The sequence below is a fragment of the Proteus sp. MB838 genome, from assembly GCF_054767435.1.
The window spans coordinates 97,088-113,052 of the sequence record NZ_BAABMO010000009.1 but is presented as its reverse complement, the minus strand read 5'-3'; the positions used below and the strand labels follow the sequence as shown (position 1 = coordinate 113,052).

General features: G+C 37.7%; 12 protein-coding genes and 3 tRNA genes. 9 read left to right on the top strand and 6 right to left on the bottom strand.

The annotated features are described in order from the left end of the window. Positions 1 to 2,064: 2,064 nt before the first annotated feature. From ACYUCW_RS06145 to cspE, 3 genes are all read right to left on the bottom strand, one after another. Positions 2,065 to 2,763 (bottom strand): MgtC family protein, encoded by a 699-nt coding sequence (locus ACYUCW_RS06145; protein WP_151252885.1) that lies wholly within the window; start codon positions 2,761 to 2,763, stop codon positions 2,065 to 2,067. 365 nt (positions 2,764 to 3,128) lie between these two features. Continuing rightward, complete coding sequence (dsrB, locus tag ACYUCW_RS06140; RefSeq protein ID WP_004243572.1) at positions 3,129 to 3,323, bottom strand: protein DsrB; 195 nt, start codon at positions 3,321 to 3,323, stop codon at positions 3,129 to 3,131. A 108-nt stretch (positions 3,324 to 3,431) separates the two neighbouring features. Beyond that, entirely contained in the window at positions 3,432 to 3,644 is a 213-nt protein-coding gene (gene cspE, locus ACYUCW_RS06135; RefSeq protein ID WP_004243573.1) for a transcription antiterminator/RNA stability regulator CspE, read from the bottom strand. 455 nt (positions 3,645 to 4,099) lie between these two features. Between cspE and ACYUCW_RS06130 the strand changes: the two genes are divergently transcribed. The 7 genes from ACYUCW_RS06130 to ACYUCW_RS06100 all read left to right on the top strand — a co-directional run bounded on the left by ACYUCW_RS06130 (position 4,100) and on the right by ACYUCW_RS06100 (position 8,207). Further along, a complete protein-coding gene (locus ACYUCW_RS06130) occupies positions 4,100 to 4,606 on the top strand; it encodes a YlaC family protein (protein ID WP_004243574.1) in 507 nt (168 codons plus the stop codon). A 165-nt stretch (positions 4,607 to 4,771) separates the two neighbouring features. Beyond that, positions 4,772 to 4,847 (top strand) — tRNA-Asn (locus ACYUCW_RS06125). A gap of 337 nt (positions 4,848 to 5,184) precedes the next feature. Then, positions 5,185 to 5,260, top strand: a tRNA-Asn gene (locus tag ACYUCW_RS06120). A gap of 248 nt (positions 5,261 to 5,508) precedes the next feature. Next, positions 5,509 to 5,584, top strand: a tRNA-Asn gene (locus tag ACYUCW_RS06115). A 186-nt stretch (positions 5,585 to 5,770) separates the two neighbouring features. After that, positions 5,771 to 6,823: a dihydroorotase gene (gene pyrC / locus ACYUCW_RS06110; RefSeq protein WP_460408278.1), complete on the top strand. Its 1,053-nt coding sequence runs from the start codon at positions 5,771 to 5,773 to the stop codon at positions 6,821 to 6,823. Positions 6,824 to 7,035: 212 nt separating this feature from the next. Beyond that, a complete protein-coding gene (gene bssS / locus ACYUCW_RS06105; RefSeq protein WP_004248355.1) occupies positions 7,036 to 7,290 on the top strand; it encodes a biofilm formation regulator BssS in 255 nt (84 codons plus the stop codon). A 314-nt stretch (positions 7,291 to 7,604) separates the two neighbouring features. After that, on the top strand, positions 7,605 to 8,207 hold the full coding sequence (locus ACYUCW_RS06100) for a response regulator transcription factor (protein WP_004243578.1): 603 nt from the start codon (positions 7,605 to 7,607) through the stop codon (positions 8,205 to 8,207). Between the two features lie 339 nt (positions 8,208 to 8,546). Here ACYUCW_RS06100 and ttrA read toward each other — a convergent pair whose 3' ends face one another. From ttrA to ttrB, 3 genes are read right to left on the bottom strand one after another with little or no spacing between them, the layout of a single operon-like run. Beyond that, on the bottom strand, positions 8,547 to 11,630 hold the full coding sequence (gene ttrA / locus ACYUCW_RS06095; RefSeq protein ID WP_163748563.1) for a tetrathionate reductase subunit TtrA: 3,084 nt from the start codon (positions 11,628 to 11,630) through the stop codon (positions 8,547 to 8,549). Further along, entirely contained in the window at positions 11,623 to 12,651 is a 1,029-nt protein-coding gene (gene ttrC, locus ACYUCW_RS06090; protein WP_104731699.1) for a tetrathionate reductase subunit TtrC, read from the bottom strand. Before ttrC ends, ttrA begins: the two co-directional genes overlap by 8 nt. After that, positions 12,648 to 13,388 (bottom strand): tetrathionate reductase subunit TtrB, encoded by a 741-nt coding sequence (ttrB, locus tag ACYUCW_RS06085; RefSeq protein ID WP_004243581.1) that lies wholly within the window; start codon positions 13,386 to 13,388, stop codon positions 12,648 to 12,650. Before ttrB ends, ttrC begins: the two co-directional genes overlap by 4 nt. 163 nt (positions 13,389 to 13,551) lie before the next feature. On the opposite strand from ttrB, the gene ttrS reads away from it, so the two are divergent. Together ttrS and ttrR are read left to right on the top strand one after the other, a co-directional pair. After that, complete coding sequence (gene ttrS, locus ACYUCW_RS06080; RefSeq protein ID WP_163748565.1) at positions 13,552 to 15,315, top strand: tetrathionate respiration histidine kinase TtrS; 1,764 nt, start codon at positions 13,552 to 13,554, stop codon at positions 15,313 to 15,315. 10 nt (positions 15,316 to 15,325) lie between these two features. Next, entirely contained in the window at positions 15,326 to 15,928 is a 603-nt protein-coding gene (ttrR, locus tag ACYUCW_RS06075; RefSeq protein WP_163748567.1) for a tetrathionate respiration response regulator TtrR, read from the top strand. Positions 15,929 to 15,965: the final 37 nt, after the last annotated feature.

The following is a 15,965-nucleotide window of genomic DNA, read 5'->3' as shown; positions in this document are numbered from 1 at the left end:
ACATAGTATCAATAAGTAAAAAAAACAGATTGATTTTATTAAAATAATAAATAATTAATTTATTATAAATAATCAGTGTGATTTTTTTATTTCTTATCCGTTATTCTGATAAAAATAGACTACAAATGAAATAACTATTTCATTTTCAGCAAAAAAGTTTTACCGATCTCTTCTTTCAAAATGATTGAGACATAGAAAATTTAGAATGGAAATTCCAACTTACTCATTTGCAATTTGATCAATCCCTATCCTGCTTTAACGCTCACCACCTAAATATTAACATTTGTATAAATCATTTATCCAATGTCAATATTAACAACTATTTTTGATCAAAATAACCTCTTATTGCCTACTCAATCATCATCATTAATAAACTGTAAAATAGCAAATGTTACTTTTTTTATATATGACAGATAAGATAGCTTAATTTACGACCAAAAATAATACGTTTTTTATTTTTATTTGTCTTTTTTTAAGCATGTTTTCCGATGGTTTGAGAAGAGTAGCCTTAGCCATTTCTTAGCGCTAATCAGCTAATATCAATGCTTAACAAAAGAGATGATGGGTTCTTCTAAGAAAGGTATTGATAAAAAGACTGCTTTTTTAAACAAAAAAGCAAACTTATTTTTATCATTTTTATTTATTGTGATATTGATTATCATCAACATTACTCAAATAAAGAGTAGAATTGGTGGGAAATAACTTTTTGACAGACAACACACAATAAGCAGATTGATATAACAAATTTATTCAAAATAGTTATTTATCACTATTTTTTATCATAAAAACAAATAACCTCAGTTACGCAACTCATTACTCAACGATCTCATTTTTATGTAACAAATAAGATAAAAATATTGTTAGCCATCTTTCTGTCACCATCAACTATAATTATTTACGTAACAACGCCCAATAACATGAGCAATAGTTTAGAAGTCGATTAGCCTTTTATCGACCATGCTCTTTTTGATTCTCGCTAACCTTTAGTATTTTCTTTTCCCCGTACTTTTACTTAATCTTTTTAATCATTTTTGTATCATGATATAATACGAAAAATAAGCCTCTAATTATTTCTAATAGAAATTACAATGGTGCATTTATTTCGTTATTCGATGATTTTTTTCTTCTATAAGTCAGACTCATCTTCTTGATAAAGATATAAATAATGTAATATTGAAATAGATATTTTATACAATAAATAGATTAGTATGTTTTTTCAACCAGTATAATAAGATTACTTATTGGTAGCATTTCCCCTACAGCTTGTTTACAAAAAAGAATTTATATCCTAATGATATGTATCAACAATCAACACTTCCCCCCATTCATCAGCTTTACTGTAGCCCCCTGCGGTGTCATCTACACAACTTTTCTCCTCCCCTGACTTGCTTTAAGTGCACTTTTATCAAAAATATTTCTCAAAAAGCAGTAGGTTAACGATCGTCAAATAAAGAATAATGATAAATAATTCATCGAATATATTGAAATTGTTTGAGAATATCATCGAGTGATATGTACGACACCAAAGTTTTCAATAGAGGCATGTAAGTAAATGCATCTTGTCTTAAGCCCTTTAGTAACGATTTTGTGTGCTAGGACAATTAATAGACTCATCAAATGGGTTTTTAGTAGGAAAGCCTACCCGCCTACTCGGCTTAACATAATTTTAAAATGCGTTTTTTGATTTAAAATAAGTTTCCATTGATAAATGGTTTTTTATTATAGATAACTTTATTCTTTCATCTAAACAAAGATTGATGATACATGTTATCGATCTTATTCAGCCATAAACATAGTTTCACAATGAATAATTACACATATGAAATAGGTTACCTTTAACCACCAGTATTAATACTTAGTTAATTTTCTATTATTTATAATGCTAAACTGTATTAAATAGCGTTTAAAATAAGCTAAATTCCCTCGTTTTCAGTTATTGTTTTATATTCTACTTTTGTTGATATTATCCCCACTATTCTTATAAAACACATTAACAAGCTCTATTGCTGTGGGGATAACCTCTATTTATACTCACAAAGTATTATATTTTATATCCATAAAGTATTAAGCAGGATGCTCAGAAGCAATTTTCCAATTAATTGCACTGACACTTTTTTCTAAACTTATCCTGCAAACAATGGCTTCTATCTCTTTTTGCTCAGCTGGAGTAGCCAACACTTCAGCACAAACTTCTAATTGACTAGGCATTGGTGTATCTGCGCTACTTAACGATTGTAATCTCACGTGTAAACCATTTATGGCTTGCAAAATAAGTGTTCTTACCAAAACTTCATCGTGGGTATCACAAACAATACGAATAGAATAGCGTTGTTCAATATCTGTCGCTTGATATTGCGGTTGGGCATTTATTCGTTGAGCCGCTTCCCGTAATAGAATATTGGCACAAAGAATAAGCAATGTCGCTACGGTAGCAAGTCGATAGAGTCCAAGTCCACATAACACACCAATGCCCGCAGAGCACCAAAGTGTCGCCGCGGTATTAAGACCTCGAATATTCATTCCTTCGCGCATAATCACCCCTGCGCCTAAAAAACCAATACCAGAAACCACTTGTGCAGCAATCCGTCCTGGGCTATCGGGTGAAGTTTCAATGGAGCTTAAGATAAATACCGCAGCACCGGTCGCCACTAAAGCATTGGTGCGAAGTCCTGCCATTCTTTGACGCCATTGTCTTTCGGCACCAATCAAAGCACCAAGACACATTGCAACAACCAAATTTAAGATATAAGGAGTCATAGCCATTTTAATTTCCTCCATAAACAATGGCTAAAAAAAACACGCCGTTATACGGCTAATGAAGTAATACAACAACGGATCTTTGGCTACAGCAATCTAGGAGGAGGAAATAAGGAGAAAAAAACATAGCACATAAAATCACCTCTTAGTAATAAGAGCATCTCAAGGTTAGTGCGATTCTATGTAAAACGAGGTTCAAGAAGTGCACTGCCCACCGATAGGTAAGCAGTTTTAGCGGAGAAAACGGCTTACCTATTTATTTTTTGCATTAATTTACTACTTTGCGTATCCATCTGTTTTCTCTTCGTCAAAATTTGGCTGGTAGTATAAATAGACCATTGCACAATGTAAATGAACGCTTCCTAAACCAATCATTTTTGTTGTACTGGTCGAACAAAAGTGCCTTCACCACCTTCTTTTTCATTAAAAAACCAAATACCATTCGGATATTCAGGCAGTGAAACCAAGTACATAATGCCTTCATTAAATTCTTCAATCAGTAAAATGGTTCCTTGACGATCTTCACAGCCGTCCGTTTTTACTACAACATGATCATTAACGTTCATTTTTACTCCTGATAAAAATTCTCATTACCTTCTTTTTATTTTACCCATAAAGAAAAAGCCTGCCACCAGAAGGTGACAGGCTTGAAGAAAATTTTTAAAAGGCTTTTATTACAGAGCTGTTACGTTAGCAGCTGCTGGACCTTTTGCACCGTTTTCAATTGTGAATTCTACGTTCTGACCTTCAGCCAGAGTTTTGAAACCGTTACCTTGAATGGCAGAAAAGTGAACGAATACGTCTTTGCTTCCGTCTGCTGGAGTAATAAAACCAAAGCCTTTAGACTCGTTGAACCACTTAACTTGACCTTTCATTTTGTCAGACATGTGACTTTCCTATATATCAATAAAACGTTGCCTTCTCGGCATCTACTGGCCTGAACTACCTATAACTTATGGGCACACATGAAGAAAACGGTCAAAAAGCGATGCTGTTTAAAACTCATTAACTTAGAATGTCAATCATAAATCAGGTCTGTATTTAGGCCTTACTCATTAACGCATGAGACAGGGTTAATAGCAATAGTTTTATGCATTGAAAGATTAAAAAAATGCAAATTGCACATAAAAAATACAAATTCGCCTCTATTTTTGTCACTGTGTATAAAATTTATTTGATATTTTATAGCAATTATTAACAGCAAGTAGGAATAGTCTTAAGAGACTAACAATAACAGTTAAGCGTCGAATTTAAAAAAACTGTTCTATCTGCTGATCCTGTCTCCATGATAATCTATTCTTAAGAAACAAATTTGCAACATTCATCTTTTAAGGTATTTACAATGAATGTATTAAAAGACATTTTAGAGCGTGATTTAGCACGTATTAATGCCGCAGAAAAGCGTGATGGCAAACCACACTTTAATAGCCAATTTTTAAAAAATCATATTTGGCTTTGCGTCAGTATGGTGTTGTCATATTTATTACTGGCCGCTTTGCTTATTTACTCTCCTTACTTTGGGGTCATTTCGCTGACTCTTTTCACTTTGATGTTTATTGTGATGGCAGGAATACTGCTATTTGATATCAAACCTATTTATAAGTTTGATGATATCGGCGTTCTTGACCTTAGAGTTTGCTATAACGGTGAATGGTATACTTTTGAAAAATTATCTGATGAAGCGATTAATGAGATACGCCAGCACCCGGCTATCCCAGCGCAAATAAAAGAAGACATCAATGACATTATACGCACAAAACAAGAGATACACTTTTATGACGTGTATCTAATCGCATTCGATCCCATCACCAAACCGATTTCGTCAGAAAAATTATCACCCCAAGTCTAATACTATGAGAAATTCTCCGTGTTATTGCACACAACACGGAGAACCTTAATCATTTTTTAGCCATATTGTCCATAAACCAATCAAACAGTTAATTAATCTATTTTTTAACGTTGACACCCTAATATATCATCGCTATTATGCGCCTCGTTCTCAAGAGAACACAATTCCTCCATAGTTCAGTCGGTAGAACGGCGGACTGTTAATCCGTATGTCACTGGTTCGAGTCCAGTTGGAGGAGCCAAATTTAGAAAAGCCCGCTTTATGCGGGCTTTTTGCTTTTTTAATGCCCATTATTTCTTTTCTTATATTTATCACTTTTATTCATTGTCTAATTTTAAGACACTGCTGCAAAATGATCTTTAAGTGACTCTTTTCTTACTTATGATATGGCAGAATGTGGCTTTTTAGGGCGGTAAGAATATCAACACAGTATATATACTGTGCCCAAATAGGTATAATTTTAGATAAAACACATAAATCAGTTATTTTTTAACCACTTAAGCTATTATTTTATTTTTTTTACTTTACAACTGCCCTCTCTCTCGCTATTATTCACCTCGTTCTCAAGGGAACACAATTCCTCCATAGTTCAGTCGGTAGAACGGCGGACTGTTAATCCGTATGTCACTGGTTCGAGTCCAGTTGGAGGAGCCAAATTTAGAGAAGCCCGCTTTATGCGGGCTTTTTGCTTTTTAACCGATAGCATCTCACACTGAGCATACTGAAAAATAAATTTTTCTCTGTTTCATCCTATAAATCCCGGCATCTTTTTCATTATCTTGTTCATTATTCGCTGATAATTGATGCAACTTGCTGTTTATCTATCCATTTAAACAAATATCTACGATTGGCCTTTGACATCTCAATTTTACCACTATATGATACACGCCACTTAATGATGTTCCTCCATAGTTCAGTCGGTAGAACGGCGGACTGTTAATCCGTATGTCACTGGTTCGAGTCCAGTTGGAGGAGCCATTTCTATTAGTATTACCCTCGTAACTATTTGATTTTATTCTCTGTTTTCCCTCACACACAATAAAAAAATACCATTAAAAGGTAGCTATTTAATCGTTTTCGTATTACTATTCATTTCCGGCTTGACTATCCAGTCCAATCCAATCGTTGATCTTTCGATTTTCCTAAGACACACGGAGCCGGTATATGACCACTGCACAACCTATCACCCTCACTATTCGCCGTCCTGATGATTGGCATGTTCACTTTCGTGATGATGACATGCTAAAAACCGTTGTTCCTTATACCAGTCGTTATTTTGGCAGAGCTATCGTAATGCCAAATCTTGTTCCCCCGATCACCACCATTGAAGCCGCCCGTCGTTATCGTGATCGCATAAAAGCAGCTATTCCAAGTGGCGATAAATTCGAACCATTAATGACCTGCTATTTAACGGATAGCACTCTGCCATCAGAAGTTGAACAAGGTTTTTTACAAGGCGTATTTACTGCTTGTAAACTTTATCCTGCCAATGCGACGACAAATTCTAGTCATGGTGTTTCCGATATCAATAAAATCTATCCTATTCTTAGTGTGATGGAAAAAATAGGTATGCCATTGCTTATTCATGGGGAAGTTACTGCATCAGATATCGATATTTTTGATAAAGAAGCTCGTTTTATTGATAACGCGATGGCTCCCGTTCGCAAACAATTTCCTGCCTTAAAAATTGTTTTTGAACATATCACCACCAAAGAAGCGGCACAGTATGTCTTAGAGGGAAATGAATTTCTTGGTGCAACTATTACACCACAACACTTAATGTTTAACCGTAATCATATGCTTGTCGGTGGTGTGAAACCGCATTTGTACTGTTTACCTATCCTTAAGCGTAATGTACACCAAGAGGCATTAAGGCAAGCCGTTGCATCAGGCCATTCGCGTTTCTTCTTAGGTACTGACTCCGCACCTCATTTACAACATCGCAAAGAATCATCTTGTGGATGCGCTGGCGTGTTTAACGCCCCCACCGCTTTAGCAGCTTATGCTAGCGTATTTAAAGAGCTCAATGCCCTTTCTCACTTTGAAGCCTTCTGTTCACTCAATGGCCCACGTTTTTATGGTTTACCGGTTAATGAAGGCTCTATTACCTTAACGGAAAAATCTGTTACTGCACCTGCAAAAATTATGAGTGGTGATGAAGCATTAATCCCCTTCTTAGCAAATGAAGATATTCATTGGGATATTAGTGTCGATTAATCAATTAGTGACTTGATATCTTCTCTTTATGCACCATATAACCCCTTATCTGGGATAGTTATGGTGCATATTTTTTGCTATTCCTCGTTGTACTTTTTCATTTTTCATCAAAATTTAGCTTTTTTATTGCGCCAAATTTCGTATACTGGAAAGTAACCACTTAGTGGGGGCTTCTCTCTTAGTCAAAACCGGTTGTATGATTAGGAGGTATTATGAGTAGAAAAAATGAAGTTATTCAAACACATCCTGTTGTAGGCTGGGATATTAGCACTGTAGATATCTATGATGCGATGATGCTACGTTTACATTATCTTCCTGAAAACGAACACCATCCAGACAATGCAGTGGTTGATAAAACACTTTGGCTTACTACTGATGTAGCAAAACAGTTGATTTATATTCTTCAAGCAGGTATTGATAAAATTGAATCATCTGAAGATTTTGTATCAGACAACACCAAGCATTGATAAAAAGATAAGTTCGAGAAAAGCATTAAGACACCAAGCAGGAGTACTTTCGTACTCCTGTCTCGTTTTTATTGTTATAATCACCTTTCATTTTTATTTCGTTTATCTCTATTATCTATCCCTAACATTTTAATTTTTCATACTGTTTTTTTTAATTAGTTATTATTATAAATTAATTTATATTTAATTAAGTTATTATAATTTTCTTTTTATTCGATATATCTTTCACAAAATGATATATAACCCGAATTGACATAAAACTATGTTATCTTTATTTTAATAACTTGAAAATAGATATCACAAGGAAGTTATTAGTGAAAATATTAATTATTGATGAGTGTTACTTTACTCGTAATGGTATTCGGCATTTCTTCTTAAAAAAAAATGTAAGGCATGAAATTATTGATATGTCTTCTATTGAAGAAGCTAATCATTATATTAATAACTCTATGCCTGATATTATTTTTATTGATCTCACTAAATATTGTCGTGAAGTGGCACATTGTCAGCACTTACAATATTTCTTTTCACTGACTCAAGAGTGTCGTTTATACCTCTATATTGATGCCAACTATCCGGACAAAGATAGACCTATCGCCTTGACAAATAACTGTTTTATCCTTGCTAAACGAGTACTACCTTGGGTATTAGAGAGAACATCAACATTAACTTCTCGTTGCCAAGTTTTTTTCCCCACTTATAAACATTCTCTTTGCTCAATATTTAGCATACAAGAACAAAAAATCATAAATTACTGGATGGGAGAGTTGCCTAACTATCAAATTGCCAAAAAATTAAAAATTAGCAATAGCACCGTTTATTCGCATAAAAGACATATTACTGAAAAAATAAATGTAAAAAATAGAATTGAACTCTTCTTTATATATAATATATTAAAATATATCTATGAGAAATAAATACAAACTTATCGTTTAATGATTGATATATTTTATGAAATAAAATCATGAAGCTAATAGTTTAATTAATTGGAGGAATAACAAATTCCTATTACTTAACATTGAACTCTATAATAGGATTATAAATATGGGTGAACATATCAAAAATTAAAAATATTTAATCACCTAAGAGCAACGTTTTATAACATAAAAAATCTTCTTCATATTCAATATGACACTAAACATATTAATAAGCACAATATGTCATAGCATGACTCACTTCACTCTTACAGCTATCCTAGAGTGAAGTGAGCACCAATAGAGTCATCAACAACAAAAAGACACTATTGCTACATACTATTAGGCGATACGCTCAATCTTTGCCGGTAATCCTTGACGTACAGAGGCACCAGAAACCCAATCTAACCAAGTATTCGTTATTTCTCGTGTTGGATCAGCAAAGCCTAAGTCGTTTAAGTTAATACCACTACCTATTGCTTTATCCATAGCTAATGGTTGCCCATCTAAATAGTGTTGACGTGAGCCTAGCTCTTTATGTCCATAACCATGTTCAATCGCTAACACTCCAGGCATAACCCCCTCTAATAAACTAATTTCAGCCTCAACCTCTCCACCAGGGGTCACTATGCGCACTTTATCACCATGCTTGATCCCCCATTTTTTACCATCTAGCGGATTAATCGCGACTAAATTGCTTGGTTTTACCATTCTTAAACGTTGGATCATGCCCGTTGAGCTACTTACCACATGAGATTTAAAGGACATCAGTTTTAATGGCCATTGCTCTTGTGGAAAATGTTGATGTATATCGCTACCGTCAGATAAACGCGGTGGATAATAAGTTGGGCAACCACTATATCGCTCACCGGTAATAGCATGATGATTCTTCGCTACATTTTCATTCCAGATCTGTAATGGTTTCTTCCATTGCGGGCCTGTCGCATCACCATTCCATGCTTTATCATAAGGGGCAAAACGCCCACCACGAGTATAAATATTCGCCACCCTTAGGACTTCTTCTTCTTTTAAAGTGGCAGTAATAGCAGGAAGAATACGATCGACACCACTTAATAAAATATCTTCATGGCTGGCAGGTGCTACAGGCTGTTCGCCCATAAAGGCAATATTAGCCGCTACACGCAGATAATAATCTTCAGCACTATTAATTGCGTGGAAATGCCCATCTTTATCTTCTAGCGCATTTTCACCAAAACCGGGTAAGTCTAATGCTTTAGCAACCGCAATGCAGAAAGTTTCCATTGATATAGGTTGACCATCGGCTGTTTTCGCCACACGAGGCTCTACAATCGGCCAACGTGCCGTACTGGCTTTGACTTGTACACCAGACCACGGCGCACTAAATCCCCAACTTTCAAAGTTATGCGTATCAGGCACAATATAGTCCGCCTGTGCAGTGGTCTCATTCATAAAAGCATCGATACCAATAATCAATGGTAGATGCTGTGGATCTTTAAGACGCGCTTCCATAACTTGGCGAATACCTGCAATACCGTATAGCGGGTTCGTCATATTGGTTATCCATGCTTTTAATGAATAAGGATAACCCGCTAATGCCGATCCCAGTTGCTCTGTTAATTGCCCTGCGGCAAACGGATACCACGGTGCTTTAGCAGGATAAGGAGACTCCCCTTTCGCGATCCGTTCACGATATTCATCAGATTGTTCATAGGCCGCTTTACTGCGCGATAGCACCATTCCTTTAGGCTTAATTTTGCCTTTAAAGCTATCCATGTTGTAACGAGGGCCATCTATCGCACCATTAAATTTACCTCCACCGACAGATACTCCCCCTTTCAGGTTTAGATTTCCAATTAAAGCGTTTAGCATGATGACACTCCACGCCGTATAGAAACCATTTCCCCCCATCATGCCACCATGTGAGATAACCGCAGCTTTTCGTCCGTAGTCAGTAAATTCACGCGCTAAGGCAACAATAGTGCTTTCAGGTACTTTACAACGTTCACTATACTCCGCCAATGACATGCGACTTGCAGCTTCAGTTAATAATTGGAAACTTGATTTTACTGTAACCTCAATACCTGTTTTTAATGTCACTTTTTGAGTAACAAAAAGCTGTGCTCTGTCTACTTGCGTCGCTGCTGTAAGCTGTCCATTAAGGGCTATAACCATATTTTGCGCTTCGCCATCATCGGCAATATCCTCAAGATGCGCGGCGGTTAACATCTGCCCTGACAGTGGATGATTTTCATCACTAATGACTAAATGTGTCGCATTAGTCCAGCTTCGCTCTCCAACATTATTCATCGACACTTCACTGGGCACCGATAAATACTCAGCATTATAGCGTTTGTTTTCAATGATCCAGCGGATCATACCCATCACTAAAGCAGCATCTGTTCCCGGTTGTACGGGTACCCAATGACCATGATCATTCGCTAACGTGGTGGTTAATGGCAAAGCAGGTGCCACAACTACATAGTTAAACGAACCACGAATACGCGCATTCGCTAATTGGCGACCTTGGCGTTTAAATGGATTACCTGATTGCGCAGGTGAGGTACCTAAAAATAGTGCAAATTCAACATGATCCCAATCAGGCTTCACATGAGCGTTTTTATCCAGATCATTCATTAATGCACCGGAGCCGGCACGATACGCTAATCCACAATAAGAGCCATGAGCACCAAAATTTTTACTACCAAAGGCATTTTGTGCAAAGCGACGAATAAAACTATCTCGGCCATCATCCCCAGCATTAGTAACTAATAACTGATTTGCTTTAGGTCCTAGGGCTGGCTGTTTAGGATCAATGGGTGTTGCTAAATCGCGGATAGCACGTAAGCCATCAACATGTCCTTCACCAAATAAATCGCCCCCCTCAACCACTTCTTTGATCAGTTGCTCAAAGCTAATTCGTTGCCATTTCCCCTCACCTCGTTTACCCACTCGTTTCATGGGTTCAAGAATACGAGTAGGACTATCGAGGCTTTCCATCATCGTCGCACCACGAGCACAAGCCGTAGAGCGGTTAGCTAAACCACTTTCGCCCCCCATTTTTTCAAAGGCTTCTTTTATTGGCATGTTATAACCAAAATGGATATCCTGAGATAATGGGTGATAAGGATTTCCTGCAATACGTAATACTTGATTATTGTTACGATCGACTCTCGCACGCACACCGCACTGAGTCCAACAACCAAAGCACTGAGTCATACAAACAGCTTGATTGGTATTAGGTTGCCAATTCGCTTTCGCCGTGATTTTACCTTCTGGTAATAAAGAGTTACCGTTGATCCTATCCAAAGTAACCTTACCAGAAGTCCCATCAACGAGACCGTCGACAGCACGCTTAGCAACATCGCGATAACTGGCAGCAAATGCGGCAATACCACCGATAACCAATCCACCTTTAAGCCATTGACGTCTTGTAAACTTAGCCATGCTGTACTCTCCTGACAACCCAACGAATACTTTCTCTGAATATAATGGTTAACGCTATCCAAAGCCCAAATGTTCCAACAATCGCTAATAATCCATCATTACCCAGCGGGAACTGATAAGGATTGGTAATAATGTTATATTTGGGAATATATTGGCTTCCCATTAACATTAGCCAACGTAATACCCACGCTAATCCCATTGAAATAAAAGCCATTACAGTAATAAATGCCACTGAGCGTGCCTGTTTTGCCATTAATCCGCCCATAGCAACAGACACTATCCATAAGGTAATAACCCCTATCGCACTCCACCAGCCTAAACTTCCTATTGTCAATTGTTGCCTAATGGCTTGTCCTGAAATAGTATCCCCCGCAATCCAAAAACCTGTACATACAGCAAGTAACATTAAAGATCCGATAAACCACATAGCCAGTTCACGCTGATACACAGGCTCTCGTCGCGTACCTAATGCTAATAGCGTAGGCAATACTTGCATGGCACTAAAAAACAGTAATATCGGCAGCCAGTAGGTATAAAGCACCGGTCTTGCTTTTAAAATAGAAGCTTCACGGCCGGTATAGAGCAATAAACCTATCGAGGTTAAGGCGCAGGCTAAAGCAACCCAACGCGTTAACTTATATTCACGTTTCCACACTAAACGCACGACCATGGCAATAAAGTACAAAATACTAAATGCAGAGAAGAGTGGCAGTAATAGTGATCCCCATGCCATCCACGACCAAGGTGTTGGATAAGCATAAAAATGCCAAACACGTGCGGTTTGATGGAGATCAGCGGTTAATGCTAAAGGGGCGGTGATCCCCGCCGTAACAGCAATAAAAACCGCAACAGCTTCTAAACGAGGATTACCTGTACGCCCTTTCCAACATTGCCAGCATGCATAAAGTGTTGCGCAACACGCAATGCCGATAAAAAAGAAATATTGCACTGCCCAAGGTAACCAAAAGTATTCTTGGGGGATCGCTATCACTTCTTGAATTTGCGAAACGGATGAAATCATGAGTGAACCTCCTGCCATAATGCGGGTTGCCCTTGTCCAACTAATGGCTGCACAAATGCATCATCTAAACCAAGATAAAAAACTTGTGGCAAGGTGCCACTTTCTGGTTTAAGTACTTTTAATTCATGTTCATGCTCGCGGATCATTTTACTTATTGTGCTGTGTGGATCTTTCATATCACCGATAATACGAGCGCCCCCCACACAAGATTCAACACAGGCAGGTAATAACCCAACTTCTAGGCGATGAGCACAAAAAGTACATTTATCGGCTGTCTGAGTGGAATGGTTGATAAAACGGGCATCATAAGGACATGCTTGCACACAATAAGCACAACCTACACAACGTTCATTATCAATCACGACAATCCCGTCTTTGCGTTGAAATGTTGCTTGAACAGGGCAAACAGGTACACACGGAGGCTCGTCACAATGGTTACATAATCTAGGGAGTAAGACGTTCGTTATTCCCTCTTGCCCCTTGATAGCAACTTGATATTGGTTTACTGTCGTCCTAAATTGTCCTTGTGGCGTTTGGTTTTCAATCGTACAGCTCACTGTACAAGATTGACACCCAACACAACGACGCAGATCGATCAGCATGCCATAACGTTTATCCTCTGAGCCTTCACGGCGCTCTGGGGATAGTTTAATGCCTGCTTGAGAGAGAGGAACCAGTGAAGCACCTGCGGTAAGGACCCCTAATTGTTGTAAGAATTTTCGTTTACCAAGATCCATATTTGTCTCCAGTATCACTCAGTAAATACCTGCCACATTGAGCGAAGGGAATAGAAAATAAGTATTTATGGCATTGTAAAAATTACTGAGTCCTCCACCTATTGTGGTTTACCACATACTCGGTGCGAACTTGATCCAAAACAATATTTAACATTAGATAGTTATGACGATAAAACAGACAATTGGGATAAAAAAAATCGCTAGTTTGAGCTTATTACTGCTCTTTTTTCTACTCTCTTCTTCTGCGGTTGCCAAAGAGTGGACTATTGGTGTGTTAGCGTTGCGAGGCGACGCCTCAACACAAAGACATTGGCAACCGCTTATCGATACCTTAGATCAACAAATACCCACAGATAGCTTTCTGCTGTTACCACTTAACTTGTCAGAAATGAAGCAAGCCGTGGCAGACAAGAGAGTAGATTTTCTATTGACGAATCCAGCGCAATTTGTCCAGCTTGATAGTGCATATCCGCTACGTTGGTTACTCTCTTTACGCTCGGGTTATGAGCCTGATAACACAACAAGAAATGTGATTGGTAGCCTTATTTTGGTGCGCAAAGACAGCGCAATCACATCGATTCATGAATTAGTCGGAAAGCGTGTTGGCGCCATTGCACCAGATGCCTTTGGTGGATATCTGTTAGGTTACAAAGCACTGCGTGAAGAAGGGATTGATCCTGAACAGGATTTTACATTACGTTTTAGTGGTTTTCCGGCTGATGCGTTACTTTACTTATTACGTGATGGCGATATTAATGCAGCGATCATCCCAGTTTGTTTATTAGAAAATATGGATAACGAAGGTCTTATTAATAAAGAAGATTATCGTCCATTATTAAATTATTCTACCAATACTTCTTGTTTAACCAGTACTCCGCTCTATCCTAATTGGTCATTTGCTGCATTAGATACTGTTCCTGACACATTAGTGGATAAAGTAACACGAACATTACTCAATGATGAAAGCGACGCCATGAAATGGGGGGCTCCCGCTTCTCATTCTCAAGTGGAAAATTTACTCCGAGAAGTCAACCAACACCCAAGGCAGCGACAACTTTGGCAAGATGCGAAAATTTGGGCTATCCAGCACCGTTTTATTATCGGATTATCATTGGGTGCCATTATATTACTGGTTTTCAACCAAATCTGGATTAGTTATTTGGTCAGAAGACGTAGCCATCAATTAGAACAAGCGCATATCCATTTAAGAGAGCAAAAAGAGGCATTAGAACAAGCTCAGCGTTTAAATATTTTAGGTGAAATGGCGTCAGGCTTTGCTCATGAGCTTAATCAACCTCTTTCTGCGATCAAAAGTTATGCCCAAGGTAGTGCGCTCCGTCTAGAAAAAGAGAACAAAAATCATCCATTACTCCCCGCTTTACGACAGATAGACCAGCAAGCCCAACGTGGCGCAGATATTATTCGCAATCTACGTTTATGGGTAGGTAAGCAATCAGCAAATAGTGATACAGTGCCACTGTCAGAACAAAATATTGCCCAATGTATTGAACATATTTGGCGGTTATTACGTATTGATGAAAAATATCCACAAGTGACTCTGATCACTAAGATTGATAAACATGATACCCTATACTTACCTGAAACATTATTAGAGCAAATATTATCTAATTTGATCACCAATAGCCTACAGGCGGGTACTAAAGTGCTACAGATAAGCACCCATAAAGCGCCAGATAGGTTGTTAATTGTGATCAAAGATGATGCGGGAGGAATGAGCCATAGCCAGCTTGAACAACCTTTCTCCCCTTTTCAAACCACCAAAACAGAAGGTCTTGGTTTAGGTTTGGTGATTTGCCAACGCTTACTAAATTCACAAGGTGCTGATATTCACATAGAAAATCAAAAAGATAAGCAAAATAATGTTGGATTAAAAATCACCCTTATTTTCCCCAATAACAATAATTAGAGGAAGAAAAATGCCAACAATTCATCTGGTTGATGACGATCTCGCCGTCACCGATGCTTGCCAATTTCTATTAGAAAGCTTAGGTTATGCGGCGCAGGTTTGGAATGACAGCGAATATTTTCTCCATAATATTGACCTTTATCAGCAAGGGGTTGTGCTGTTAGACATGAGAATGCCTAAAGCAGATGGTAGACAAGTACATCAATATTTAATTGAAAAACACAGTACGCTAGCAGTGATTTTCTTAACGGGTCATGGTGATATTCCGATGGCGGTTGAAGAAATAAAAAAAGGTGCTATTGATTTTTTACAAAAACCCGTTGATAGCAATGCATTACTCTCTGCACTGAAATCCGCCTTTACTGAAACTGCAACACGCTTTACGGCTGATGATATCCGTCGCCGTTATGCTTCACTCACACCAAAAGAAAAAGATATTGCATATTATGTTATTCAAGGCCTAATGAATCGAGAAATTGCTGAAACTGCCTGTGTTTCTATCAGAACAGTTGAGGTACATCGAGCAAAAGTAATGGATAAAATGGCCGTTAAAAATATCGCAGAATTAGTTACCGCATTACAAGGAATTGATATTGTAGCGCCAAATTTATGACAAAATTTCTGATCTGCGGTAAAAAGTGTCACAATAT

What these genes read in the sequence shown, in the direction of transcription:
- ACYUCW_RS06145 (WP_151252885.1), bottom strand. Translation starts at nt 2,763, where the DNA reads ATGGCTATGACTCCTTATATCTTAAATTTGGTTGTTGCAATGTGTCTT.
- dsrB (WP_004243572.1), bottom strand. Translation starts at nt 3,323, where the DNA reads ATGAACGTTAATGATCATGTTGTAGTAAAAACGGACGGCTGTGAAGAT.
- cspE (WP_004243573.1), bottom strand. Translation starts at nt 3,644, where the DNA reads ATGTCTGACAAAATGAAAGGTCAAGTTAAGTGGTTCAACGAGTCTAAA.
- ACYUCW_RS06130 (WP_004243574.1), top strand. Translation starts at nt 4,100, where the DNA reads ATGAATGTATTAAAAGACATTTTAGAGCGTGATTTAGCACGTATTAAT.
- pyrC (WP_460408278.1), top strand. Translation starts at nt 5,771, where the DNA reads ATGACCACTGCACAACCTATCACCCTCACTATTCGCCGTCCTGATGAT.
- bssS (WP_004248355.1), top strand. Translation starts at nt 7,036, where the DNA reads ATGAGTAGAAAAAATGAAGTTATTCAAACACATCCTGTTGTAGGCTGG.
- ttrA (WP_163748563.1), bottom strand. Translation starts at nt 11,630, where the DNA reads ATGGCTAAGTTTACAAGACGTCAATGGCTTAAAGGTGGATTGGTTATC.
- ttrC (WP_104731699.1), bottom strand. Translation starts at nt 12,651, where the DNA reads ATGATTTCATCCGTTTCGCAAATTCAAGAAGTGATAGCGATCCCCCAA.
- ttrB (WP_004243581.1), bottom strand. Translation starts at nt 13,388, where the DNA reads ATGGATCTTGGTAAACGAAAATTCTTACAACAATTAGGGGTCCTTACC.
- ttrS (WP_163748565.1), top strand. Translation starts at nt 13,552, where the DNA reads ATGACGATAAAACAGACAATTGGGATAAAAAAAATCGCTAGTTTGAGC.
- ttrR (WP_163748567.1), top strand. Translation starts at nt 15,326, where the DNA reads ATGCCAACAATTCATCTGGTTGATGACGATCTCGCCGTCACCGATGCT.